The sequence below is a fragment of the Novosphingobium sp. TCA1 genome, assembly GCF_009811895.1.
Taxonomy (GTDB): domain Bacteria; phylum Pseudomonadota; class Alphaproteobacteria; order Sphingomonadales; family Sphingomonadaceae; genus Novosphingobium; species Novosphingobium panipatense_A.
In genome coordinates this window covers 64,969-89,491 of the sequence record NZ_BLJH01000013.1, presented here as the reverse complement: position 1 = coordinate 89,491, position 24,523 = coordinate 64,969, and the positions used below count along the sequence as shown (strand labels likewise).

The following is a 24,523-nucleotide window of genomic DNA, read 5'->3' as shown; positions in this document are numbered from 1 at the left end:
AGCATGTTGCGAATGCCTTGCATTTGCATTAGGTGATCGATTGCTCTCGCGTGCTTCTGCCGGTGTCAGGGCAAGGGGGGCCAATGCCGGGTGCAATTGCAGCGATCGACGTGGGGTCGCTTTACGACCAGCATGTTGATTGGCTGCGCGCCTGGCTGCACCGCCGGACGAGATGTCCGCATCGTGCTGCGGATCTGGCTCAGGATACCTACTGCCGCCTGATCGAGAAATCGGCGGAACTGCGGATCGAGACTCCGCGCACTTTCCTTGCCACCGTGGCGCGAAGGCTGCTCGTCGACGATATCCGCCGCCGGGATGTAGAGCGCGCGATCCTCGATGCGCAGGCCCTTCATGCCGCGAACGGCGAGGAGATCACACCGGAGCGTATCGTTGAAGCCGCGCAGTTCCTGGATACGGTGCTGCGGGTCCTGGACAGCCTGCCGGAACAGGCGCGAGAGACGTTCCTGCTGCGCAGGATCGAGGGGCTTGCCCAGTCGGATATCGCGGAGCGGCTCGGCATTTCGATCAGTACCGTCAAGCGGCACATCGCGGCGGCTTATGCAGCCTGCGTGACCGTAGCCTATGCCGACTGAGCACAGGCCCTCTGAACACAGGCCCACTGAACATAGGCCCAGTCCGGCGGTGATCGAAACCGCCGCGAACTGGGCGGCGCGCTTCGATTCCGAGGAGGCCAGCGACGCCGATCGGGCAGAATTCGTTGCATGGCAAAGCGCGCATCCATCGCACCGGGCGGCATGGAATGCGATCCGCGCCTTCGACAGTTCGCTGGATGCGGCAGGCGACCTGGAGCACGCCGCATTGCGCCGGGCCGCGCAGGCGCGTCTGACACGCCGGAGGACAGCCGCCGGCGGGTTTGCCGTAGCGCTCCTCGTGGCGGGATGGAGCATGCTCCACTTCGCAGGAAGCGCCGACGAGACGGCGCGATATCAAACCGCCAGGGGCCAGGTGAAGACCGTGGCGCTGGAGGACGGATCGGACCTCGTGATGGATACGGATGCGGCGGTGACCGTCGCATTGACGCGGTCCGAGCGCATCGTCGACCTGGCCCGCGGGCAGGTCTTCGTGCATGTCGCCAAGGCACCGGATCGTCCTTTCGTTATCCGTACCGCCGATGGAACGGCGACTGCGCTGGGCACGGCCTATTCCGTGCGCCGGGACAGTGCGGGCACGCGCGTCATGGTAACCGAGTCCCATGTGCGGATTTGTCCTGCGGACTTGCCGAATGCTTGCCGAACGCTCGGCCCCGGCGAACAGGCGCGGATCACTTCAAGCGGTGTTGTCGGGCTCGGCCGGATCGACGCTGCCCGGGCATCGCTGTGGACCAGCGGCTGGCTGGAAGTCGATGACCGGCCCGTCGTCGAGGTCCTGTCGGAAATCGCCCGCTATCGAAAGCATTCCGTCCGCTTCGATCCGGGGCAGCTCCTTGGGCGCAACGTGACGGGAAGCTATCCCCTGAGCGAACCCGATCGGGCGCTGTCCGGCGTGGCCGATGCCGCCGATCTCTCCATCGCGCGCCAGCCCGATGGTACGCTGGTGATCGGGCCGCGATAATTTTTCACCGGGGGCGAGCCGTTCGGCGAACTCGTCCGTCCCGTTCAGTGAAAGCAATTCATTGGCGGAAGTTTCATGTTCAATCTCAAGTCCAGCCTTGCGCGCGGTGCCGCGTCGATCGTCCTTCTCTCCGGCATTTCCATTTCTGCCGTGCCTGCCGCAGCGGCGCAGGAAACACAGGTGGCGATTGCCTTTGATGTACCCTCGGGCGCACTCGGCGCAGCGCTGGCACGATTGGGGCGGCAGGCCGGCACGATGATATCGGCCGATGCCGATATCGTGCGCGGGAAACACACGGCCGGGATCAAGGGACGGTTCCCGATCGGGCAGGCACTGGAGATGCTTCTGACCGGCACCGGACTGTCGGCACAGCCTGACGGGCGCGGAGGTTACCGTCTGGTGCCGCGGATCTCTCAGGATGCACCGCGCGAACCGGTACAGGATTCGATCATCGTCACCGCGCGCATCGATAACGCGGTGTCTGTCGGAAAGTCCGACGCCGTGCTGCTGGAAACGCCGCAATCCGTTTCCGTCGTCGATGCCAGCTTCATCGAGACGATGAACACCAAGACGATCAGCGAAAGCCTGGGCTATACGCCCGGCCTGGCGACACAGCCCGCCAGCTTCGCGCGGTCGGCGGACAACGTCTATCTCCGCGGCTTTCCGGTCAATACGGCCGATGGCAGCATTCTGCTGGACGGCCTGAAACCCCAGGCATCGACTTACGGCGGCGGCATCGAGCCGTACTCGCTGGAGCGGCTCGAAGTGATGCGCGGTGCGAACTCGGTGCTTTACGGCCAGCTCGGCCCCGGCGGCATCATCAATGCGGTGAGCAAGCGCCCCTCATTCACCCGTTTCGCAGAAGTGCGGGCGCAGTACGGCAGCTTCGAGCGCAAGGAGCTGGCTGCCGATTTCACCGGGCCGCTGAACGACAGCATTGCCGTTCGACTGACCGGGCTGATCCGGGATTCCAATACCGACATCGATTACATCAAGGACGACAAGCGCTTCATCGCACCGGCCCTGACCTGGCGGATCGGCGAGGATACCGAACTGACGCTACTCGGCAGCTATCAGGAAATCCGCATGGATTTCGCGGCGCCGCTCAGCGTTCAGTTGGTGACCGGCCAAGGCCTGCCTCTCGGCCCGATCCCGCGCGACCGGTTCGTGGGCGAGCCCGATTTCGATCGCTACGATGCCGATCAATGGACCGCCGGTTTCCGTTTCAGCCATCGCTTCTCCGACGCGCTGCGCTTCGAGAGCGCTCTGCGATACTACGAGGGCACACTGGCCTGGGACTACCTCCAGGTCGGCGCCGTGACCGCAGCAGGCAGCCTTGCCCGCACGGTCAGCTATCGGAGAGAAAAGACCACCGCGCTTTCGACCGACAATCGCCTGGCCTTCGACATCGACACCGGTGCGGTACGGCACGAATTGATGGCCGGTCTCGACGTTTACCGGCCCACGTATCGCAACGACCGCTTCCAGAACGGGTCGGTCACGCCGATCAATATCTACGAGCCGGTCTACGGGGCGGTTCCGGTCGTGGACATGCGCCAGAGCCGCAATCGCGGCGCCGATGTCCGCAGTCGCCAGATCGGCCTCTATTTCCAGGACCAGATGCGCCTGGGGGAATGGATCGTGGTGCTGGGCGGCCGACAGGACTGGAGCCGCAACCGCACCAGATTGCGGGCAACCGAGGTCGATACCGAGCAGAAGGATGACGCCTTCACCTGGCGCGCGGGCCTGGTCCATGCCGGTGACAACGGCCTTGCGCCTTACGCGAGCTACGCCCGCTCGTTCGCGCCGCAGATCGGCACGACTTTCGAGGGCGCCCGTTTCGTGCCCAGTCGGGGTGAGCAGATCGAGGCGGGTATCCGCTACCAGAAGCCGGGCTCCAAGCTGCTGCTGAGCGCCGCGGCCTATCAGCTGACCCAGACCAACGTGCTGACCCCGGATACCCGGGCGGAGGCATCGGGCTTCAGCGTCCAGACCGGCGAGATCCGCGTGCGCGGCATCGAGGCGGAGGCGCAGGCGGAAGTGCTGCAGGATCTCAACCTGCTGCTGGCCTATGCCTGGTTCGATGCCGAGATCACCCGATCCAATACGCCGGGTGAGCAGGGCCAGCGGCCGACGTTCGTACCTCGCCAGACCCTTTCGGCATTCGCGGACTATCGGCTCGACCGTCTGGGCCTGGCGGATGTGAAGCTGGGCGCGGGCGTTCGCTACATCGGGCACAGCAACATCATCGGCGCGACGTTCGACAATGCCGCCTATGCGCTGGTCGATGCCATAGCCGAGTGGTCGCCCGGCCCATGGCGCTTCGCCTTCAACGCGCGGAACCTGTTCGACAGGAAATACACCTCCTGCCTTTCCAGCGGCGTCAACGCCTGCCGCTACGGGGATCCGCAGACTTTCACGGGAACCGTCGGCTACCGCTTCTGATCGCCGTGAACGAACATATCCCCGTTCCGACCGGGAGGAAGACGCCGAAACCGCGCTCGCGCTGGTGGCGCCTTCATGCCTGGCTCGGCCTCAAGCTCTCGGTATTCCTGACGGTGATCCTGCTGTCGGGCACGCTGGCGGTCATGGGCAACGAGATCGACTGGCTGGCCGACCCGGCAATGCGCGCCTCGCCGGGCGTGCGGGACCGGGCCAGTTGGGGGACGATCGCCGCCAACGCCCTCGCTGCCGTTCCGGGCGGACACATCGATCTGATCGAACGCGGGCCGGATCCCTGGTTTGCCACCGTCGTCGTCATGAAAGCGCCGGACGGGCACCGACGCCGCGTCCTTGTCGATCCGGCGACCGGAAGGGTCAACCGTGTGGCCGGGTTCGGCGGCGCCCAGAGATTTCTGCGCGACTTCCATCGCCGGCTGATGCTTCCGGTCGCCATCGGCCTGCCCATCGTCACCGGCTTCGCGTTCGTGCTGTTGACGTCCCTCGTGAGCGGTCTGGTCACCTACAAGAAGTTCTGGCGCGGCTTTCTGCGTCGGCCCCGCTGGCGCGACTGGCGCACTGCCAGCGGCGACCTGCACCGTCTGGCCGGATTGTGGAGCCTGTGGTTCCTGTCGCTCGTGATCGCGACGAGCATCTGGTATCTCGTCGAGCTGCTGGGGGCGTCTGCGCCGGTTCTGCTCCCCCTTGACCCTGTGCTGCAAACGGATCGGTCGCAGGACCTGGCGCAGCCTGTCGGTGCAGCGTTGGATGGTCTGGCGCACCGGGCAAGGGAACGCTTCCCCGATCTGGATATTCGGCGCATCCAGTATCCGTTTCCCGGTGTCCGTGCAGTTGGCTTTCAGGGCGCGGCGCAGTCCTGGCTGACCACGGAAAAGGCCAATTCCGTCTGGATCGATCCTTCCACGTCGCAAGTGCTGCTGACGTTCGAAGGACCGGCCCTGTCCGCCCACCAGCGCATCTCCGAGATGGCCGATCCGCTGCATTTCGGCACATGGGGCGGTCTTGCCAGCAAGGTCGTCTGGTTCCTCTTCGGATCCCTGCTGACCGGATTGGCCGTGACGGGCGTCATCATCTACGCAACGCGGCTGCGCGGTGCGTGGCGCGTCGCGGCAAGAGGGATCTCCTGGTGGGGTCTGGCAGGCGCCGCATGCATTGCCGGCGCGCTTCTTCTGGCACCTGCCGCCCTGATGGGGTGACAAGCCTGCATCGGCCGGGAGTGATCACGCCTGCTGACGCGCCAGGAAGTCGTTGATGCGGATGAGGTCGGCGACTGTTCTTGTTCCGAGTTTCTTCATCAGGCTGGAGCGATGCAGCTTCACCGTGATTTCGGCGATCCCCAGTTCGCCTGCCACCTGCTTGTTGAGCAGGCCGCGGCACACACCGGCCATGACCTGCTTTTCGCGCGGCGTGAGGCGGTCGTAGAGCGCCTGTCCGGCCTCCCGGTCGAGCCGCGCGGCGCGGCGTTCGCGGTCGCGTGAGAGGGCGACGGTGACGGCGTCGAGAAGGTCCTGATCGTGATAGGGCTTGGGAATGAAGTCCACCGCGCCGGATTTCATCGCCTTCACGCTCATGGGAATGTCGCCGTAGCCGGTCACGAAGATGATCGGGATGTCGTCACCCCGGTCGGCCAGGCGGGACTTGAATTCGAAGCCGCCGATCTGCGGCATGCTCACGTCCACCACCAGGCAGCTGGTGACGAGGGGCAACTGCGCGTCGAGGACGTCCTGCGCCGAGCCGAAGCTGAGCGTGTCGAGACCGGCCGAGCGCAGCAGGCTGTCCATCGCCTCCCTGACCAGCGGTTCGTCATCGACGATGATCACCAGTCCCGCGTCGTTTCCGGGCAACGCGCTGCATTCGCTCATGGGGATTCCTCCAGGCGGCAAGCGCTTCCAGGCAGCTTGGGCGATCATGGCCATATCCCGATCTTCATGCGATTGCTTGTCCGATTGCGTCGAGAAGTTCGTCGGGGTCCACCGGCTTGGTCAGGAACTGGAGCGCGCCTGCCGCCAGGGCCTGCATCTGGGCCTCCGGCGTGGGGAAGGCCGTCATGAACAGGATCGGCACGGTCCAGCCCATGGCCGCAATGGCGCCTTGCAGTTCCAGGCCGGTCATCCCGGGCATGTTGAGGTCGGTGACCACGCAGCCGATCTCGTCGGGCCGATCGAAGCCGAGCAGTTCCTCGCCGCCTGCGAATACGGCGGTCGGCAGGCCTTCGGAACGCACGAGGCTGTCGATGGAGGCGCGCACCAGCGGATCGTCGTCGACGATGGCGATCAGGCGCGGCACGATGCGCGCCCGGTTTTCGAAACTTTTTTCAGAAGCAAGAGGATTGTCCTGAGGGGGGAAGGACGGATGGGTCATGTCAGGCCGTCGCAGTCTGCACGGCGACGGGGATGGAGAAGCGGAAACGCGCGCCGCCTTCGGGGCGATTGGCCGCCTCGATCGTGCCGCCGTGCTGTTCGACGATCGAGCGGCTGATCGACAGGCCGATGCCCATCCCGTCCTCGCGGCTGGAGAAGAACGGCTCGAATATCTGCCGGGGATCGCAGAGCAGTCCGGTGCCGCTGTCGATCACGTCCACTGCGATCATCCCGTCCGCGCGCGCGGCCTCGATCCACAGGTCCCTGGGGCTGTCCGCCGCGATGCTCATGGCCTTGCGGGCATTGAGGATGAGATTGACGAGGACCTGTTGCAGCAGCACCCGGTCGCCGGTGACGCGCGGCAGGTCGGTCGCGGCGCCGAGGTGGAGAGTCACGGCGCTTTCGCGCAGTTCCCGGTCGAGCAGGCCGGCGGTCTCGCGGATGAGGACCTGCATATCCACGTCCACCTGCTCGGTCTCTCCCTTACGGAACAGGCGGCGGACACGGGCGATGACGTCGGCCGCGCGGTGGCCGCTGAGGGCGATCTTGTCCAGGCAGTCGGCAACCTCGACGGCGCCCGGCGCCTCGCGCGCGAGCCAGCGTTTGCCGGAACTGGCGAAGGCGGAGATCGCGGTCAGCGGCTGGTTGAGTTCATGGGCGATGAAGGCGGCGACCTGGCCGAGCGTGGTGGTGCGGTTCACTTCGGTCAGTTCGTTCTGCGCCTGCGCAAGGCGGCGCTGCATGCGATAGCGTTCGGTGACGTCGATGCAGAGCATGAGCAGGCGGCTCCAGCTGTCGTCGTCCTCCAGCAGGGTCAGCCGGGTCACGACATCGACCAGCGCGCCGCTTTCGGTCAGGAACTGGGCCTCCTCCTCGATATCGCGGCGTCCGGCGACGAGGGCGGCGAGCAGGCGGCCGAGCGACTGTTCCGCTGAGGGGGTGTGGAAGCGCAGGAGGGAGCCGCCGATCAGGTCGGCGCGTTCGTTCACGCCGAAAAGCTGCACGGCGGCCTCGTTGGCGTCGAGGATGACGGATTTCGCCGCTGCCCGGTTGACCAGTTCGATGTCGATGACCGCGCCGTCGCCACCCTCGATATCCTGCGGCGCGGCCCCGGCCATCGCCGCTTTGGCGCCGGACAGGTCTATTTCCAGCATGGGCAGGCCGGCGGCATGGAAGATCGTGTGGTAGCGCTCCTCCGATTGCCGCCGGGCCTGGGCTTCGGCGCGCTGGCGGGTGATATCGGCGCTGGTCTCGAAGATGCCCGTTTCGCGCCCGAGCGTGTCGCGGCGGGCGAGCCAGCGGCTTTCCAGAACGATGCGGGTGCCGTCCTTGCGCACGCGGCTGATCTCGCCGGACCATGTGCCCGCCAGATCGACGGCGGCCATGGGGTTCCCTTCGCTGACGGTCTGGAGCAGGTGCTGCGCGGGCCTGCCCAGCGCTTCGGCGCGGGTCCAGCCGTAGAGACGCTCGGCGCCCTCGTTCCAGTAGAGGATGGTATCGTCTGGGCCGCGCACGACGACGGTGTCATGCGTCAGTTCGAGCATCCGGGCCTGCTCGGCCAATGTATCGCGCGCGGAGCGGTGGCGTACCGAGAGCATCGTGATCATGGCGATGGCGAAGAGGGCAACGCCAAGGCGCATCGCGGGCGATCCCAGCGGCGCGTCCCAGTGGCTGTACCAGAATCCGGCCAGGGCCATCAGGCTGCAGCCGGCGCCCGCCAGGACGGTGGCCGCTTGCCGGTTGGACCACGAGGCGATCAGGACGGTCGAGGTATAGAGCACCGCCACCGCGCCTTGCAGCGGGCTGAAGATGTCGAGGGCGAAGACGGTCAGGCCCGATGCCAGGGCGGCCAGCGCGATCGACCGGTCCGACCGGAACAGGGGCGCGCGCGGCGATCTTCCAGCAGTGTTCACATGACTCACGCAATTCGGACCCGTTGTTGTTACCGGTGATGCTCCGGCTCCGAGAGAATGCCCGATCCGGCCGCTCCCGGTAACTATACGCTGGTTGGGGACTCGGCGAGGTCCATCGGGGCATACGCGGGTATGGTTGCCGCAGCCCCCGGTTTCGCGCACATTCGTGCCTGCATTCGCAATTGCCTCCGAGGAGATTGCCGCGATGAACAGCCCCGCCGATCGCAAGCACCAGATGTTTCCCACGCTCAGTCCGGCCCAGATCGGGCTGATCCGGCGCTTCGCCAGCGGGCCGGATCGCCGGTTCGCGCCGGGTGAGGCGGTCTACCGGATCGGGGATCGCGACGTGCCATGCTGGATCGTGGTCGATGGCGAGATGCGCGTCGAGCGGCGGGACGGGCTGGACCGCAGCGCCGTCGTCACCGTTCATGTCACCGGCGGGTTCACCGGCGAGGTCAACCAGCTTTCCGGGCGCGGCTCGATCGCGGGGGCCAGCGCCGGGGAGCGCGGCTGCACGGCCTTCCCGCTCGATGCCGCGCACTTGCGGGGGCTGATGATCGGATCGGCGGATATCGGTGAACTGATGATGCGTGCCCTGATCCTGCGGCGCGTCGGGCTTATCGGAGAGGGCGCGGCGGGCACGATCCTGATCGGCAACCCGCATGAGGCCGATATCGTGCGCCTGCAGGATTTCCTCACCCGCAGCGGCTATCCCAACGTGGTCTTCGATCCCGCGCGCGAGGACGAGGGGCGTTCCCTGCTGGAAAGGCTGGGGGTCGCCCCGGAAGAGATACCGCTGGTGGTCTGCCCCGACGGTTCCGTGCTGCGGCGTCCCAGCAATGCGCAAGTGGCAGGATGCCTGGGACTGGCGAGGCCGCTCGACCCGCAGCGCGTTTTCGATGTCGCCATCATCGGCGCGGGACCTGCCGGACTGGCGGCGGCGGTCTATGGCGCTTCGGAAGGGCTCTCGGTCCTGGTGCTGGACGGCAGGGTCATGGGCGGGCAGGCGGGCGCTTCGGCAAGGATCGAGAACTACCTCGGTTTCCCTACCGGCATATCCGGTCAGGCGCTGGCGGGCCGCGCCTTCAACCAGGCGATCAAGTTCGGGGCGGAGATCGCGATCCCCGCCGAAGTGCAGCGCCTGGTCTGCAATGGGGGCGATACCTTGTTGCTGCAAATGGCGGACGACAGCCGGATCCGCGCCCGTACGGTAGTGATCGCCGCCGGGGCACGCTATCGGCGACCGGGCGTTACCGCGCTGGCGGACTATGAGGGCCGGGGCGTCTACTACTGGGCCTCTCCGGTAGAGGCGCGCCTCTGCGCCGGGGAAGAGATCGCGCTGATCGGCGGCGGCAACTCGGCGGGGCAGGCGATCGTCTATCTCGCGCCGCAAGTGCGCCGCCTGCATCTTTTCGTCCGGCACGAACTGGCGCAGACGATGTCGCGCTACCTGATCGACCGCATCGCCGCGCTCGACAATGTGGAGATCCATGTCGGCGCCGAGCTGGAGGGGCTGGAGGGCAATCGCGAGGAAGGGCTGACCGCTGCAACCTTCCGGTCCCCCGGCGGTACGACCCGGCTCGAACTGCATCATCTTTTCCTTTTTATCGGCGCCGATCCCAATTCCGACTGGGCCAGCGACTGCGTGGAGACCGACGGCAAGGGCTTCGTGGTCACCGGCAGGGCAGGGCAGCCGCTGGAAACGAGCGCGCCGGGCGTCTTCGCCATCGGCGACGTCCGCGCAGGTTCCACCAAGCGCGTCGCCGCCGCCGTGGGGGAAGGGGCGGCCGTCATCGCTCAGATCCACACCGCGCTCGCGCGCCTTGCGGAGCCTGCCGCATGACCTGCCATCACTTGTCCACGATCCGCGACGTCACGCCGAGCGCGCGGGGCTGCGAGGAATGCCTCAGGATCGGCAGCGGCTGGGTCCACTTGCGCCTGTGCCGGGAATGCGGCCACGTCGGCTGCTGCGACGATTCCCCGCATCGCCATGCGCGGGCGCATTTTCACCATAGCGGCCATCCGATCATCGAGGGCTATGATCCGCCCGAGGGCTGGGGCTGGTGTTATGTCGAGGACGAGGAAGTGCCGCTGCCGGACCGGACGCCGCAGATCGGGCCGATTCCGCGCTTCTTCTGAAGCGACGAAGTGCCCTGGCCCGGATCATATTGCATATTCATCGCAATAGCACTAACGCCGCGCCATGGCTGGAAACTCCGCTGCTCTTGCCACCATGATCATTGCCGAGCGTGCCGCCCTGCTGCGCCGGGTGGAGCGTATCGTCGACGATCCCGCCGACGCGGAAGAAGTCGTCCAGTCGATGTGGCTCAAGGTCCAGGCCATGGACGACGGGCGCCCGATCCTGTCCAAGCGCGCCTATCTGTTTCGTCTGGCGCGCAATCTCGCCCTCGATTTCCGGCGCTCCCAGCAGCGGCGCGGGGCTTTGGCCGATGCCGTGCAGACGGTACTGTCCGAAAGCGACGATGCGCCCGGGCAGGATCGCATCGTCGATTCCAGTCAGGTGCTGGAGCGGGTGCGGGCCGCCGCCGCCGCCCTGCCGGAGCCGACCCGCACGATCTTCCGCCTCAACCGCTTCGAGGGCGAGAGCCAGCCCGCCATCGCGCGGCGGCTGGGGATCAGCACGACCACGGTGGAAAACCATATCCGCCGGGCGCTGAACGCGCTGGCCGCCGCGCGTGACGGGCGCGATCCACAATTGTAATGACGGCTATTCAGGAACGACGGGTTGGGTGGCGCCGCGCGCCGCGCGTCTAGTCATTGTAGATGGGCGGAGAGATCAGGGCGATCATGGACAGGCAGGGCAAGGATACGGCCGAAATGCGCGGCGAGCAGGCGCGCGAATGGCTCGTGCGCCTGTCGTCCGGCACCATGTCGGCCGAGGAACTGCAATCGCTGGACAGCTGGACCGCCGCCGATCCGCGCAACCGCGCAGCGTTCCTGCACGAACGCCGGACCTGGCAGGATCTCGAATCCTTGCGCGACGCCTTCGAAAGCGCACCGCAGACCGCGCCGGCCGCGCGCAGCCCTGGGAACTGGCGATGGCTGCCGGTCGCTGCCGCCGCCGCGCTCGTCTGGTTCGCGGCGCCTTCCGTATGGCTCTGGGCCCGCGCCGATGCGAGCACCGCAGCCGGAGAGATCCGCGAAGTGCCGCTGGCGGACGGGTCGCGGGCCGTGCTCGACAGCGAAAGCGCCATTGCCGTCGATTACGACGACAAGGCGCGCAGCGTCCGCCTGCTCAAGGGACGGGCCTGGTTCGCGGTCCGCCACGGCGATGCCCGGCCTTTCCGGGTCGCGGCGGCGGACGGCACGGTGCGGGATATCGCCACGGCTTTCGAGGTGGACGACACTTCGGGCCGCACCCGTGCCGGTGTTACCGAGGGCGCGATCGCGATGGGCGGCCTCGTTCTCCACGCCGGAGAGCAGGCGCAGTTCGGGGCCGACGGCAAGGCGACGGCGCTCGCCGCCATCCCCGCCGAACGGATCGCGGGATGGCGGCGCGGCGAACTCCTGCTGCGCGAGGTGCCGCTGGAATCCGCGATCGGCGCGCTGGCCCGCTATCGCCGCGCGCCGGTCTTCACGATGGGCGACCTCTCCCACGAACCGCCGATCAGCGGCAGCTTCCGCGCCGACCGGCCGGACGAGGCGCTCGACACGCTGGCCGCCATGCGCGGGCTTGAACGGCTCCGTCTGCCGGGCGGCGTGGTCGTGCTGAGGCGTCCCTCCCGCTAAATTCAAACCGGATCTGCAAATTTTTTTGCGCGCCGGCTTGGGTGGTCCCCCCGCCCGAGCGTCAATGGCATGAACGATATTGCGAGCGCCTTGCAATATCAGCCCTTCAGGGCGGTCACGGCATTTTCGACGGGGGACTACATGAATTCGGTTTCGACACGCCTTGTTATGGGGCTGCTTGCCAGCGCTGCATTGCCGCTGGCGGTCCTGCCGTCCATGGCGACGGCGCAGGAGGCGGGTACGCGCACATACGACATTCCCGCGCAGCCGCTTGAAAATGCCCTGGTCGCCTGGATGCGCCAGTCGGGCGTTCAGGTCGGCTACGAACCAGGCGACGTGGCCGGACGCACCTCGGCGGCGATTTCCGGCAGCAAGTCCTCGGGCGAGGCACTGGCCGGGCTGCTCGCGGGCACGGGCCTGGGCTATCGGACCACCGGTGCAGGTTCGGTGCGCCTGACACCCGCACCGCAGGGCACCGGCGCGGGCGGCACCGTGCTCGGTCCGGTGCGGGTACAGGGCGCGGGCGCTGCGGCTGCGCGCGGCGGCGTGATAGAGACCGCCACCGGCCCGGTGCCCGGCTATCGCGCTACCCTCAGCGCCACCGCCACCCGCACGGACACGGCGATCCGAGATGTGCCCCAGTCGATCCAGATCGTCCCGCGCACCGTCATCGAGGACCAGTCCGCCGTACGCCTGACTGACGTGATCCAGAACGTCTCCAGCGTGCAGCTCAACGGAACCGCCGGAAACCGCGCCGAAACCTACAGCATTCGCGGCTTCGTCAGCGCGCGCTATGCGATCAACGGCTTCCCGCTGACCAGCGGCATGGACCGGCCCGAAGCCTTCTTCGACCTCGCCAATGTCGAGCGGGTGGAAGTACTCAAGGGCCCGGCCTCGGTCATGGTGGGCCTGAGCGAGCCGGGCGGCATCATCAATATCGTCACCCGCGCGCCTTCGCGGGAGTTCCATTTCGACGGCAGCTTCCAGGGCGGCAGCTTCGATTTCTATCGCGGGGAAATGTCGGTGACCGGGCCGCTGAACGCCTCGGGCACGCTGACCGCGCGCGCGACCGGCGCGATCCAGACCAATGACGGCTTTCGCGACGGTGCCCGCCCGAGCGAACGCGCCTTCGGCGCGGCGGCGCTGCGCTGGCAGCCGGACAGTCTGACGCAAGTGGACCTCACCGCCGATTACGTGGACCAGAAAGTCCCCTTCGATCGCGGGCTGATCGCCGACGAGGACGGCAACTATGTCCACAATGCGCGTACGTATTATGGCGAGCGCTGGTCCACTACCGGCGCGGAAAAGCTGGTGCTGGGCCTTGCTGCGCAGCGTCAGGTCAATCCCTGGCTGATGCTGCGCTTCACCGGGCGCTACACCGATGCGCTGGTGACCGACCACAACGCCGTCGATCTCCAGGGCCTTTCGGACGGCATGGTTCGCCGCCGCATCACCAACCGTACCGAGGATTCGCAGGACCTGACCATGCGCTTCGAGGCGCTGGCCGACGCCTTCACCGGCCCGCTGGAGCACCGCATCATGGCGGGCGTGGAACATAACCGGGGCGAGTTCGCGTTCTGGTCCGCCCGCGCCAATATCGCGCCGATCGACATGGTGGCGCCGGTCCACGGCGTGACGCCGGTGCCGGTGGCGACGGTGAACAACGTCTACGACTTCGAGGCGCGCAACTGGGGCTTCTATCTCCAGGACCAGATCGCGCTGGGCGAACACTGGAAGGCGCTGGCTGGCCTGCGCTACGACCGCGCCAAATCGCATACCTGGGACCATCTGGCAGGTGACGAGACCCCGACCAAGGACGATGCGCTGACTTTCCGCACCGGCCTGGTCTATCAGCCGAGCACGTCGGTCTCGCTCTATGCCAGCTATACCCAGAGCTTCCAGCCCCAGCAGGGTCAACTGGTGGACGGCACTCCGCTCGATCCCGAAGAAGGCGAACAGTTCGAGGCAGGCGTGAAGCTGGACCTGCTGGACCGCCTCTCGATCACGGCGGCGGCCTTCCAGATCAAGAAGCGCAATGTCGCCACCGAGGACCTCGACAACCCGGACTTCTCGATCCTCACCGGCGAGCAGCGCGTGCGCGGCCTGGAAATCGACGTGACCGGGGAAATCCTGCCCGGCTGGAACGTGATCGCCAATGCCAGCCACCTCGATGCGGAGATCACGCGGGACAACACTTATGCCGTGGGCAATCGCCTGAACGGGGTTCCGCGCTTCAGCGGCCGGTTCTGGACCAGCTACGGCTTCTCGGCAGGGGCGCTTTCCGGGCTTACCCTGGGCGGCGGCATTCGCGTCGTGGGCAAGCGCGAGGTGGACCTCGAAAACCGCTTCACCATCGCCGGTTACGAGACCTTCGACGCCTCGATCCGCTATGCCTTCAACCAGCACTGGGAAGTTTCGGTCAATGCCGAGAACTTGACCGACCGCTTCTTCGTGGAGGCGGTGCAGGGCGACAACAATCTCTATCCGGGCACGCCGCGCCGCGTCATGGGCACCTTGCGCGCCCGGTACTGACGCCATGCTGATGCGCACGGGGGCGGGCCTTGAAGACATCGTGATCGGCGGCGGCTATCGCCCGGAGCCCCGGCGCGGTTCGGCGCTGGTGCTCACCGCGCTGGTCTTCTGCCTGCCGCTGGCGCTGATTGTCCTGCTCGGCTGGGGGGCGGCGGTGATCTCGGCCCCGGCTGCGCCGCATGTGGCGGCCTTCGACGTCGCCGACCAGGCGCAGCCGCAGGAAGCGCCGGTGCCGGAGGAACAGGCGGAGGAGGCCGAGGCGGAAACGCCGCCGACGGCCGCGGAGGTTCCGCGGCCCTCTCCCCCGCCGGTTCCGGTGCCGATCGTCATCGCGGCGGGAGAGCCAGCCCCGCCGGTTCCGGTCTCGGCCGCGCCTGCCGCGCCTGCCGCGTCGCCGCCTGCCGCTCCGCCCAAGGCGCAGCGGCCGAGCGGCGGCAGCGAAGGGCCGGACACCTGGCATGCCCGCGTGCTGGGCCGGTTGAATGCGGTGAAGACTTATCCCGCCTCCGCGCGGGCGCGCCGCCAGCAGGGCACGGTCCTGGTGCGCTTCACGGTGGATCGCCGGGGCCAGGTGCTGAGCGCGGCGCTGGAAAAGGGCTGCGGCTTTGCCCTGCTGGACCGCGAGGCGCTGGCCTTGCCCCGGCGAACATCCCCCCTGCCTCCGCCGCCCGACGACGTTCCCGGCGAGCGGATCGAACTGGTGGTGCCGGTCGAGTTCTATTTCTGAGCTTGCGCCGTTGCGGTCGAGGTTGCCGTCATTGGGGCAGTCTCTTCAGTTATGGCGGCGGTAGTGCGGTCTTCGGCATGGATCCGTCGCGCGGGGTATCGCGATCGTCCCCGCGCGGTTCAGGGTGTGGCCGGGCGGCCCATGAAGCTTTTGGCTCAAACGCGCGAGGAAATGCCGGACAACACCCGTCCGATCTCGGGCACATCGCGGCTGGATTTTGCGAAGCTGTGCACAGGGTTTACCAAGGCAGCGTTGCTGGCCGTTTCGACCAGTTCTAATTTACGCCGTCACAATCCCTAAAGAGCGCAGGAGATTACCTAATGAACAATGCCGAAATCGCCGAGAAGCTGGCCGCCGAGACTGGCGTAACCAAGGCTGATGCGAAGAAGGCCGTCGATGCCGTTTTCGCTGCGATTGCCGATGCAGCTGCCGCAGGCGACGAGATTTCGCTGAATGGTTTCGGCAAATTCAAGGTCAAGGATTCGCCGGCGCGTGAAGGCCGCAATCCTTCGACCGGTGAAACCATCCAGATCGCGGCGTCGAAGAAGCTGACTTTTGCGCCTGCAAAGGCGATCAAGGACAGGCTGAACGGCTGAGGCCAAGCGAAAGCGAAAATCGGCACTGCGTCCATCGCGCAGTGCCGATTTTCTATCGTAGCACTGCAAACGGTCTTTCAGAGCAGTTTCGGCCAGCAGAACCCGTCGTTCTTGAAAGTGTGGTGCTACCAAACTGAATCGCCGGATGTGGACATTGCGATATCGTCCAGGGCTCGCATGACGGCAGCGAAGGCACAGAATCTTCAACTGCTGCTGCGAAACGGATGGCCGGTTCCTGGGTGCGTACCGACGCTGGTGAGCGGCCGAACTAACCCGATTCAGCGCCTGCCCTGTCCTGACGCACGAAATCCGGTAACGCCCAGCTGGCCTCGAAATAGGCTTGGGTCGGCTCGTAAAGTCGGAAATAGGCGAACCAGCCGCGGCCCGGAACCGTGGGTATCCAGTTGTGCTCAAATCCTTCGGGTGCGCTCGGCCCGCAATGGATATCGACCGATCCATCGGCATTGGTCCGCAGGTCCATCCTGGAGGAGCGGTCGGCAATCTGCTGCGAGTTGAGGATCAGCGAACGGCTGTCGAGGTCGTAGAGCGTCACGGACCAGAACAGATTGGCCGGCGGATTCGATGGTACCCGCAGAATGTAATGGCTGCCGCCATCAAGCCATTCGCCCGCGCTGTCGCGATAGGCGCCGAGATAGGCCGAAGACGGGCCCGGCTTGTTCGGCGACATGTCCGCTGCGGCCGAATAGGCCTCGTAGAACCAGGACGCGCGTTCATCGAGCCGGCCCCAGTATTCGTCGGGATCGTCGGGATTGAGGTTCAGCGCATGGTCCCAATGGGTCCCCTCGCGGTAGCGCGTTCCCGCGAAGCGCCGGTCATATGTGTTGGCCTTGGCCATAGCCTCGCCTACCAGCGCGCCCTGCTCCAGCAATTCCTTTTGACGGGCATCGGGCGCGAATGGCTTTCCTTGCTGGATCCCGAGAGGCTTCAACATCTCGCGATAGAAATGGTCGCGTTCGCCCAGCGGTTCACGTTCAAGCACTTGCGCAAGTCGTTCCCAGTACGCAATCCCGCGCGGCTGGGTGCCATGCCAAGGGCGCTCGGCCGCGGCCATGATTTCGGTTGGGGGCGGATTGCTCCGCTGACTGAACGGATAGACCCGAAGCTGCGACAGGACCTCCTTCGCCTCTGCCGGATCGGTAACCGTGATGCGGATTCCGATCATGATCCCGAAGCTCGACAGTTCCCGGATTTCCAGTTCTCCGGCCTCCGCGGGGGCATCCTGCCCCGGTCCAAGCAGCAGATATTTCCTGCCGGGTTCCGTGCCTTCAAGCCCCTGCTGCCAGACATTGACCAGACCACCGCGAATCCCGCTGGGTGGGAATTCCAGGACCAGCGGGCCTGATTGTGACAGATCGGCAAAGCCGACATAGTAAGGCGTCGTCGCGTTAGGGGTGAGCACACCGATCTTGTCGGCATAGCTGAGGTAGGCGACGATCTGGCCATTCGCTGCCCCCAGGGCCGCGCTCGCCTCATGTTTCCACTGTTCGAACCCGACCAGCGGCAGCGACCATAGATAGGCCTGGCAGGCCCGCTGGAAATCGCGTTCGTCGAACAGCTTGTCCAGTGTTTCGGCGGCGGGATAGCCGTCGGGCATCGCATGGCTGAAGGTGAGCGGCCCGATCCGGGTTGCGATCGTTTCCGGCGCGAAAGATTGCGACATGGCTTTCTCCAGTGAAGAGGTTCAATTCACGCGCGTCACCACCGGGGGTGACCAGCCGCCGGTGCGCACAATTTCTCGCGGCACATAGGTGCGAAAGGTCAGGGAGAAGGGTTTCCCGGCTGCGGCAGGGAGCCAGTTCGATTCCGAAATACCGGCCACCGGAGCGGCGCCGATGCCGATCTTGAGCGACCCGTCGGCCTCCTTGGCCAGGGGCGAATGGTTGTTGAAATTATAGCGCTTCAGATCGTTGGGAACGACGCGGAAGTCGGTTCGGTCCACCAGTATGACCGACCAATAGGCATCGACCACGGTGTCGGGCAACTGATCGGGCGGGAAGTGGATTGCATAGGCATTATCGCCGTCCAGCGGTTGGCCATCGGCGTCCTTCATTGCGACGTAATAGGTGACTTCGCCGATGTTGTTGGCCCAGATTCCCGCATAGTTGATCGCGCCGCGCATATGAAAATCGCTGCCGTAGTTGCCTGCTGCGGCGCCGCCGACCCAATGGTTGCGATAGGGCCCGCTTTGCGTGAATACGTATTGCTTGAAGCGCGGCACGATCGTTTCGCGGATCAGCGCATCGACACGGGCCCGCTCGTCCGCATCGCCTGCAATCCGAGCGGCAATAGCGCGCACCTGCTGCTGCATGCTTGCCGCGATAGGTGAGACATCGAGGGCACTTGCCAGCACCGCTTCGACAGTGTCGAAGATATCGACACCGATCAATTCGTCATTACCGAAAAGCGGCATCGGCGCAGCGTCGGCTATTGTCGGTGTGCCCAGGCTGTTCAGCCTAAACGCTTCTTGAAGCGCGACCGCGCCATCGGGATCCCCTTTCAGTTCGACACGCCCAAGCAGTTTGGCTTTGGCCGAGTGAAGTTCTATCCGTCCGGTATCGGCCGGTATCGGCGCTGACGAATTGGGGTAGACCAACGCGAACTTCCCACAGGGCTTGCTCGGAAAGATCCTCTCGTTGATATTGGTGATCACTTCGCCCCATTCGTCAAGGATCTGGGCGGTGTAGTAGCGGCCCTCTATACGGGGCACTTCAAGGATGGCTGGCGTTTGGGGATCCACGCCGATCCACGCTTCGAGGTAGGCGACATCGAAGTTGGGATTGACGAAATCGGCTGTGCCGAGCGGGTTGTATTTGATCCTGTTGAACGCGAAATCCGCAGCGCCACGGTCGATATGTTCCTGCCGCACCACCAGGGCCCGACCCAGCAAATAGATATAGCCCTCGCCGATCGCGCGATCGTTCATCAACCCAACCTTTCGCAACTCGCCTCGCATTAGCCTAAGGAGCGAGCCTGCGCCGTCCATCGGGGCAAATCATGAGGTGTTGCGGGATTAACCCGAACGACTGCCGGTTGCGGCAAGGCGCGTCTTGGCCTCGGTGAAAGATTTCGCCGAGGTGATGATCTTCGTAGTCCGCGATTTTCGCACCGGCATTCTGCCAACAGGATGTTTTGTACCGGCAGAGCGCCATTTGGAAACTCGCGTCCTTGGCCGGACGAGATCTTCGTGAGGCTTGGATCGGCGGATTGACTTTTCCCGGAGGCTCTTCTAGCCGCACTCGCAAATGCGATCGCGTCGCAATAGCGTGATGGTCGCGTCGGTTCGGGGAATAGCAATCCATGCAGATAAATCGTTTTCTCAAGTCCTCCGCCTGTCTGCGGAGCGTGTCGGTTTTTGCGCTGGCAGCGGGCCTTCCCAGCGCCGCGTTTGCCCAGTCAGCGGAGGGCGACATCGTCGTCACCGGTTCCTACACGACGGACGACAAGCTGGGATCGGCGACGGGCCTGCCGCTCAGCCTTCAGGAAACGCCGCAGTCGGTTACCGTGATGACTGCGCAGCGCCTTGAGGACCAGGGCATCCGTACCCTGTCCGACGTCATCAACAATGCCGCCGGCGTATCCTCGCGCGCGCTCGACAATGCCCGCAACGGGTTCTCGGCGCGCGGCTTCGATATCGACAACTACCAGATCGACGGTATCCCGGTGCAATACGAGACCGCCTATAGCGCAGGCGAGACGCTGCTCGACGTGGCGCTTTACGAGCGGGTGGAGATCGTGCGCGGTGCCACCGGCATGATGAGCGGCGCCGGCAATCCTTCCGCCTCCGTCAACCTCATCCGCAAGCACGCCGATGCGCGCGAACTGACCGGCTCGGTCATGGCCACGGCAAGCCGCTGGGACAACTATTCGGTCATGGCCGATGTGGGAGCGCCGGTGACCTCCGACGGCACGATCCGCGTGCGCGGCGTCGCCAAGTACGAGGAAGGCGACAGCTTCACGGACCTGCTCCACAACAAGAAGCTGGTGCTCTACGGGGTCGTCGATGCCGACCTCACGCCGGACACGCATGTCAGCGCCGGGATCAGCTACCAGGACATCGACCCGCGCGGCACGCAATGGGGCGGCCTGCCGGTATGGTTCTCGGACGGCACCCGCACCGACTGGTCGCGTTCGAAGACGATCGGTGCCGACTGGACGAGCTGGAAGTCCACCAACCAGACGATGTTCGCCCGGCTTCAGCAGGATATCGGCAACGACTGGCAAGTGACGGTCTATGGCAATCGCACGCTCAACAAGAGCGACATGCGGCTGCTCTATCTCTCGGGCACGGTGGACAAGGATACCGGCGAAGGGCTCGGCGCGATGGCGGCCAACTACAAGGGCCGCGCCGCGCAGAACGACGTGGGCATCCGCGTTACCGGGAAGTACCAGATGTTCGGCCGCGAACATGACCTTATTGCAGGCGCCAGCTATGCCTCGCAGGAGTTCGCCTTCTACAGCCGTGCCGCGGGTGCCACCGCCCAGCCGGGCAACTTCTTCGAATGGGACGGTTCGTTCCCCGAACCGAGCTGGGGCGCCAGCAGCCAGGTGGTGGATACCAGGACGAAGCAGTGGGGCTACTATGCCGCCACGCGCCTGTCCCTGGCCGATCCGCTCAAGGTCATCGTCGGCGGCCGTCTTGCATCCTGGGAGCGTAGCGGCGTGTCCTACGGCGCCTCGGCCGACTACGGGGACAAGAACCGCTTCCTGCCTTATGCGGGCGTGCTGTTCGATCTGACCTCCAATCACACGATCTACGCCAGCTATACCAAGATCTTCACGCCGCAGAACTTCCAGGATCAGAACGCCAACTATCTGCCGCCCGTGACCGGCGCGAACTACGAAGGGGGGCTCAAGAGCACCTTCTTCGGCGGCAAGCTGAACACGGCGATCTCGATCTTCCGCATCGAACAGGACAATCTCGGGCAGCAGATTCCCGACCAGTACGTCAACGGCGATCCGACGCTGGGCCTAGCCTATCGCGCCGCCAAGGGCGCGCACAGCACCGGCTTCGAAATCGAGGCCAACGGCGAGATCCTGCCGGGCTGGCAGATCGCCACCAACTATACCCAGTTCAAGGCCAAGGATGCGAGCGGCGTGCGCGTCAATTCGCTCTATCCGCAGAAGCTGCTGCGCCTGTTCACGACTTACGGTTTCCGCGGCGATCTCGACGGGCTGACCGTCGGCGGCGGCGTCAACTGGGAAGGCCTGAGCTATACCGACACGACCAATGCCGTCACCGGCGATGCCGAACGGTTGAAGGTCAAGCCTTACGCGCTGGTCAACCTGATGACCCGTTACCAGTTGCAGAACGGGCTTTCGGCGCAGATCAACGTCGAGAACCTGTTCGACAAGAAGTACTACTCGCAGATCGGCTTCTACAACCAGCTCGCCTACGGCGAGCCGCGGAATGTGACTCTGACGCTGCGCTATCAGTTCTGATCCTGCCGGAGGGAGGGTTCGGGCGCTCGCCGGACCCTCCTCATGGCACTCTCAGCTTTCGCCGGAGCAAGTGGCGCTTGCTATTGACGAATATGCGGACCTGACGCGATTGCGCCCCTCCTGCTTGGCCAAATAGAGCAATTTGTCGACTGCATCGCAGAAGTGGAGTGCATCGCTGTCGAAAGGCGGAATGACCGTCCCGACGCCGAGACTTGCCGTTACGAACGCGCTGCAACTGGACCTTTCGTGCCGGATCTGCAGGTCTTCGATCGCGGCACGGCAACGCTCTGCCAGAGCTGCCGCCGCGGCTTCGCCCGTTTCCGGGAGCAGCAGGACGAACTCTTCGCCACCACAGCGCGCGACAATGTCTCGAGGGCGAATTCCGATCGTCTTTAGCGCGCCAGCTATTCTGACCAGACATTCGTCGCCCTGAATGTGGCCGTAGAAATCGTTGTAGTCCTTGAAGTGGTCGATATCGAGCAGGATCAACGACAGGGGATGCTGTCCGGCCTGAGCGGCCTTCCACTCGGCTTTAAGCCGTTCGTCATAGTGGCGCCGGTTGGACGTCCCGGTCAAACCATCCTCGAACGAGAGCGCTTCAAGCTTTTTCTGCATCATCATCAGTTCGTGCTCGATGCGCTTGCGCTCGCTGATGTCGAACATGAAGCCGACCAGGCTATCGACCTCACCGTCCTCGCGTCGCACCACATGCACGACGTCGCGAATCCAGATATAGCCGCCATCCTTGTTCAGCGCGCGATAGTCGGCTTCGTGATCCTTGCCTGCGATCGATTGCGAGACGCAGAAGTTGACCACATGCTCGCGATCTTCGGGATGGATACGGGACGACCAGTCGTCCACCGAGATCCAGCTGTCCTGGGACCAGCCGAGGAGCGGTTCGATCTGCGGGCCTATGTAGGCGAACCGCATCGTTGCCCAGTCGATCTTCCATGGAATGGCCAATGTCGATTCCAGCAGGGTCTTGTAGACGGCGGGATCGACTTCCATCCCCGGAACTGTCGCGGTTACCGGGTCGTTGGCGGCCTTGGTTGGTTTCATGGAAGGGGTCGTCCGGCAAGGTTGTTTCAGAGGCGCTGGCGCGGGATCACGTCAAGGCACCAACTGACACCAGGCAGATTTCGATATGGTTAAGCTGGTCGTTCGGCCGGCGTGCCCTGCAAGGTATCCCGAGCGAATAGCGTCGGGAACGCGAGGCGGCTTCGCCTTTTGCAAATTCCGCAGGCCCTTCTTGTCGAGCCGGTAGCGGTCGCTTCGATCTCGGGGGAGGCTTTCAAAAATCATATTGTTATAACGATAATACAAAATGATTGACTCGCCCGACACGATTCATAGGATGCGGCTGTCTTCGCGGTGACCGGGCAAGTGGCCCGGTTCGCAGGAGATTCGAGAGGGTAACGCACTCGATCAGGCACCGGCGCATCCAAGAGGAGCGACCGTTTGCGTTCGGGCGGTCGCAGGATGCCGGATAAGGGAATGACGATGTCATCGTTCAGGGTGAACAGCATCACATGCTGCCCGGTGTCAGCCGCCGGTCGCCGGGTTTCGGTCGTGCCCGCCCGAGAGGTGAGCGGCTCGATGAAATGAAATAAGCCGCCGCTTGGCGGGCAGATACCTACAGGGAGAATAACCATGTCACTCGCGATTGCGCGAACCCTTTGCCGTGCGAGCGGTCTGTCGGCCACGGCCATTGCAGCCAGCTTCCTTTCCGTTCCGGCGATCGCGCAGGAGAGCCTTGACGGCGCGGCGGACGCCGGACAGGCGCAGGCACCCGATGCTCAGGCACCCGATGCTCAGGCACCCGATGCTCAGGCACCGACCGAAGCGGCCGTGCTGCCGCGCGATCCGGCAATAGCGCCGCGGACGCAGGCAGATGACGAGGCCGCCAAGTTCCGGCATTTCGACGAACTCGCCGAGCCCGGTCTCACCACGAGCGTCCCCGGTGCGGCCGACTCCGTCCTGCGCGATACGGGAGGGTTCCGCAGTTGGCTGGCCGAGCGGGATATCGGCCTTCAGGCGCGGATCAGCGTCGTCGGCGTCTACAATCCGCTGGAAACGGGGCAGCCGCGCAGCCCGCAGCGCTACAACGGTCAGCGCCCGACGCTGCAGTTCCAGGCGACCAACGTCATCGCGACGATCGGCCTGAACAAGGTCGGCCTGCCCAATTCGCGGCTGATCCTGGGGTACAACTCGCAGCTCACCAGCTTCGATCCGAACGGCAAGAATACCGTCGGCATCCGCAACCTGGCCTTCTACCAGAGCTTTGCCGACCGAAAGATCGAGCTGAAATTCGGCATCATGCCCAACTACTACGAATTCGTCGGCCTTTTCGCCGGAGGCAGTCCGATTCTGTCGTCCGGTCTCACCGGGCTTATTCCGATCCAGGCCGGCCTCAGTGCGGACCCGGCCTCGACGCCCACGGCGAACCTGACCTTCCATTTCAAGAAAGGCACTTACGTGAAGCTGGGCGTGCAGCGCAGCACTGCGCCTGCTGGCACCAACTACGAACTGGATCATAACGGACCGGGCGTCGCGCTTACCATGAAGGGGGCAGGGCCGCTAGGCATAGCGGAGGTCGGCGTGAAGCGCGCCGCATCGCCGTCGGGCAAGCAGATCTGGGTGCGTGCCGGCGCGATGTACAACGATTCCGACTATACCCGCTTCGACGGCCGGGGGACTTCGGCCAACCAGACGCTCTACGGGGCTGCGGACTTCCAGCTGACCCAGCCCGATGTCACCCGCCCCGGCAAAGGCTTCTATGCAGGGGCAAGCGTGTTCTGGGCGCCCGACGACGTCAATACGATGACGCAGTTCTACGAGGGGCGGATCTACCAGATCGCTCCCTTCGCCTCGCGGCCGCTCGATTCCGCGGCCTTGCGCGTGGGCTACACGAAGTACTCGCCCGATGCGATCCGCTCGAACCGGGCGCGGGGGCTGCATGCCAACGATCACCAGTTTTCGGTGACGGGCAGCTATACGTTTCACGTGACGAACGGGCTCTATCTGACCCCTGCCGCCGCCTACCTGAAGAACCCCTCGTTCATCGGCCGGTTCAAGGATGCCCTGAACCTTTCCGGCACGATCTACCTGCTGCTGTGATGTGGTATAAATTGTTATATCAATAATACATAATAA

At 65.0% G+C, this 24,523-nt stretch carries 19 protein-coding genes; 13 read left to right on the top strand and 6 right to left on the bottom strand.

What is annotated here, in order from left to right; all coding sequences use genetic code 11:
* Window positions 1–83: 83 nt before the first annotated feature.
* The 4 genes from NTCA1_RS15560 to NTCA1_RS15545 all read left to right on the top strand — a co-directional run bounded on the left by NTCA1_RS15560 (window position 84) and on the right by NTCA1_RS15545 (window position 5,228).
* Window positions 84–593: a sigma-70 family RNA polymerase sigma factor gene (locus tag NTCA1_RS15560; RefSeq protein WP_159831163.1), complete on the top strand. Its 510-nt coding sequence runs from the start codon at window positions 84–86 to the stop codon at window positions 591–593.
* 49 nt (window positions 594–642) lie between these two features.
* A complete protein-coding gene (locus NTCA1_RS15555) occupies window positions 643–1,572 on the top strand; it encodes a FecR domain-containing protein (RefSeq protein WP_159831162.1) in 930 nt (309 codons plus the stop codon).
* Window positions 1,573–1,647: 75 nt separating this feature from the next.
* Window positions 1,648–4,017 (top strand): TonB-dependent siderophore receptor, encoded by a 2,370-nt coding sequence (locus tag NTCA1_RS15550; protein ID WP_133084466.1) that lies wholly within the window; start codon window positions 1,648–1,650, stop codon window positions 4,015–4,017.
* 5 nt (window positions 4,018–4,022) lie between these two features.
* A complete protein-coding gene (locus NTCA1_RS15545; protein WP_159831161.1) occupies window positions 4,023–5,228 on the top strand; it encodes a PepSY domain-containing protein in 1,206 nt (401 codons plus the stop codon).
* A gap of 24 nt (window positions 5,229–5,252) precedes the next feature.
* On the opposite strand, the gene NTCA1_RS15540 is transcribed toward NTCA1_RS15545, so the two are convergent.
* From NTCA1_RS15540 to NTCA1_RS15530, 3 genes are all read right to left on the bottom strand, one after another.
* Window positions 5,253–5,894, bottom strand: a complete 642-nt coding sequence (locus NTCA1_RS15540) for a response regulator transcription factor (RefSeq protein ID WP_133084468.1) — start codon at window positions 5,892–5,894, stop codon at window positions 5,253–5,255.
* A gap of 64 nt (window positions 5,895–5,958) precedes the next feature.
* Window positions 5,959–6,318 carry a response regulator transcription factor gene (locus NTCA1_RS15535; RefSeq protein ID WP_159831160.1) on the bottom strand — a complete coding sequence of 120 codons (360 nt, stop codon included), beginning with the start codon at window positions 6,316–6,318 and terminating at the stop codon, window positions 5,959–5,961.
* A gap of 76 nt (window positions 6,319–6,394) precedes the next feature.
* Window positions 6,395–8,305 carry a PAS domain S-box protein gene (locus NTCA1_RS15530; protein ID WP_159831159.1) on the bottom strand — a complete coding sequence of 637 codons (1,911 nt, stop codon included), beginning with the start codon at window positions 8,303–8,305 and terminating at the stop codon, window positions 6,395–6,397.
* A gap of 205 nt (window positions 8,306–8,510) precedes the next feature.
* Between NTCA1_RS15530 and NTCA1_RS15525 the strand changes: the two genes are divergently transcribed.
* From NTCA1_RS15525 to NTCA1_RS15495, 7 genes are all read left to right on the top strand, one after another.
* A complete protein-coding gene (locus tag NTCA1_RS15525) occupies window positions 8,511–10,148 on the top strand; it encodes an FAD-dependent oxidoreductase (protein WP_133084471.1) in 1,638 nt (545 codons plus the stop codon).
* Entirely contained in the window at window positions 10,145–10,444 is a 300-nt protein-coding gene (locus NTCA1_RS15520; RefSeq protein WP_133084472.1) for a UBP-type zinc finger domain-containing protein, read from the top strand. Before NTCA1_RS15525 ends, NTCA1_RS15520 begins: the two co-directional genes overlap by 4 nt.
* Before the next feature lie 64 nt (window positions 10,445–10,508).
* Complete coding sequence (locus NTCA1_RS15515; protein WP_086491914.1) at window positions 10,509–11,027, top strand: sigma-70 family RNA polymerase sigma factor; 519 nt, start codon at window positions 10,509–10,511, stop codon at window positions 11,025–11,027.
* A gap of 86 nt (window positions 11,028–11,113) precedes the next feature.
* Window positions 11,114–12,055: a FecR domain-containing protein gene (locus NTCA1_RS15510; RefSeq protein WP_159831158.1), complete on the top strand. Its 942-nt coding sequence runs from the start codon at window positions 11,114–11,116 to the stop codon at window positions 12,053–12,055.
* Between the two features lie 69 nt (window positions 12,056–12,124).
* Window positions 12,125–14,587, top strand: a complete 2,463-nt coding sequence (locus NTCA1_RS15505) for a TonB-dependent receptor (RefSeq protein WP_133084474.1) — start codon at window positions 12,125–12,127, stop codon at window positions 14,585–14,587.
* A gap of 4 nt (window positions 14,588–14,591) precedes the next feature.
* On the top strand, window positions 14,592–15,314 hold the full coding sequence (locus NTCA1_RS28505; protein ID WP_201282502.1) for an energy transducer TonB: 723 nt from the start codon (window positions 14,592–14,594) through the stop codon (window positions 15,312–15,314).
* 320 nt (window positions 15,315–15,634) lie between these two features.
* The gene (locus tag NTCA1_RS15495; protein ID WP_086491918.1) at window positions 15,635–15,910 is read left to right on the top strand and encodes an HU family DNA-binding protein; all 276 of its coding nucleotides are present in this window, start codon (window positions 15,635–15,637) and stop codon (window positions 15,908–15,910) included.
* Window positions 15,911–16,178: 268 nt separating this feature from the next.
* On the opposite strand, the gene NTCA1_RS15490 is transcribed toward NTCA1_RS15495, so the two are convergent.
* The gene (locus NTCA1_RS15490) at window positions 16,179–17,591 is read right to left on the bottom strand and encodes a DUF1254 domain-containing protein (protein ID WP_133084475.1); all 1,413 of its coding nucleotides are present in this window, start codon (window positions 17,589–17,591) and stop codon (window positions 16,179–16,181) included.
* A 21-nt stretch (window positions 17,592–17,612) separates the two neighbouring features.
* Window positions 17,613–18,854, bottom strand: coding sequence for a DUF1214 domain-containing protein (locus NTCA1_RS15485; protein WP_201282501.1), 1,242 nt, complete (start codon window positions 18,852–18,854; stop codon window positions 17,613–17,615).
* 374 nt (window positions 18,855–19,228) lie between these two features.
* Between NTCA1_RS15485 and NTCA1_RS15480 the strand changes: the two genes are divergently transcribed.
* Window positions 19,229–21,370, top strand: coding sequence for a TonB-dependent siderophore receptor (locus NTCA1_RS15480; protein ID WP_133084476.1), 2,142 nt, complete (start codon window positions 19,229–19,231; stop codon window positions 21,368–21,370).
* 51 nt (window positions 21,371–21,421) lie between these two features.
* Here NTCA1_RS15480 and NTCA1_RS15475 read toward each other — a convergent pair whose 3' ends face one another.
* The gene (locus NTCA1_RS15475; protein WP_201282500.1) at window positions 21,422–22,429 is read right to left on the bottom strand and encodes a GGDEF domain-containing protein; all 1,008 of its coding nucleotides are present in this window, start codon (window positions 22,427–22,429) and stop codon (window positions 21,422–21,424) included.
* Between the two features lie 591 nt (window positions 22,430–23,020).
* Here NTCA1_RS15475 and NTCA1_RS15470 point away from each other — a divergent pair.
* The gene (locus NTCA1_RS15470; protein WP_133084477.1) at window positions 23,021–24,487 is read left to right on the top strand and encodes a carbohydrate porin; all 1,467 of its coding nucleotides are present in this window, start codon (window positions 23,021–23,023) and stop codon (window positions 24,485–24,487) included.
* Window positions 24,488–24,523: the final 36 nt, after the last annotated feature.

Coding starts and splice junctions, on each gene's coding strand:
- NTCA1_RS15525 (WP_133084471.1), top strand. CDS start 8,511: ATGAACAGCCCCGCCGATCGCAAGCACCAGATGTTTCCCACGCTCAGT.
- NTCA1_RS28505 (WP_201282502.1), top strand. CDS start 14,592: ATGCTGATGCGCACGGGGGCGGGCCTTGAAGACATCGTGATCGGCGGC.
- NTCA1_RS15520 (WP_133084472.1), top strand. CDS start 10,145: ATGACCTGCCATCACTTGTCCACGATCCGCGACGTCACGCCGAGCGCG.
- NTCA1_RS15495 (WP_086491918.1), top strand. CDS start 15,635: ATGAACAATGCCGAAATCGCCGAGAAGCTGGCCGCCGAGACTGGCGTA.
- NTCA1_RS15550 (WP_133084466.1), top strand. CDS start 1,648: ATGTTCAATCTCAAGTCCAGCCTTGCGCGCGGTGCCGCGTCGATCGTC.
- NTCA1_RS15515 (WP_086491914.1), top strand. CDS start 10,509: ATGGCTGGAAACTCCGCTGCTCTTGCCACCATGATCATTGCCGAGCGT.
- NTCA1_RS15485 (WP_201282501.1), bottom strand. CDS start 18,854: ATGAACGATCGCGCGATCGGCGAGGGCTATATCTATTTGCTGGGTCGG.
- NTCA1_RS15510 (WP_159831158.1), top strand. CDS start 11,114: ATGGACAGGCAGGGCAAGGATACGGCCGAAATGCGCGGCGAGCAGGCG.
- NTCA1_RS15560 (WP_159831163.1), top strand. CDS start 84: ATGCCGGGTGCAATTGCAGCGATCGACGTGGGGTCGCTTTACGACCAG.
- NTCA1_RS15480 (WP_133084476.1), top strand. CDS start 19,229: ATGCAGATAAATCGTTTTCTCAAGTCCTCCGCCTGTCTGCGGAGCGTG.
- NTCA1_RS15490 (WP_133084475.1), bottom strand. CDS start 17,591: ATGTCGCAATCTTTCGCGCCGGAAACGATCGCAACCCGGATCGGGCCG.
- NTCA1_RS15470 (WP_133084477.1), top strand. CDS start 23,021: ATGTCACTCGCGATTGCGCGAACCCTTTGCCGTGCGAGCGGTCTGTCG.
- NTCA1_RS15505 (WP_133084474.1), top strand. CDS start 12,125: ATGAACGATATTGCGAGCGCCTTGCAATATCAGCCCTTCAGGGCGGTC.
- NTCA1_RS15540 (WP_133084468.1), bottom strand. CDS start 5,894: ATGAGCGAATGCAGCGCGTTGCCCGGAAACGACGCGGGACTGGTGATC.
- NTCA1_RS15475 (WP_201282500.1), bottom strand. CDS start 22,429: ATGAAACCAACCAAGGCCGCCAACGACCCGGTAACCGCGACAGTTCCG.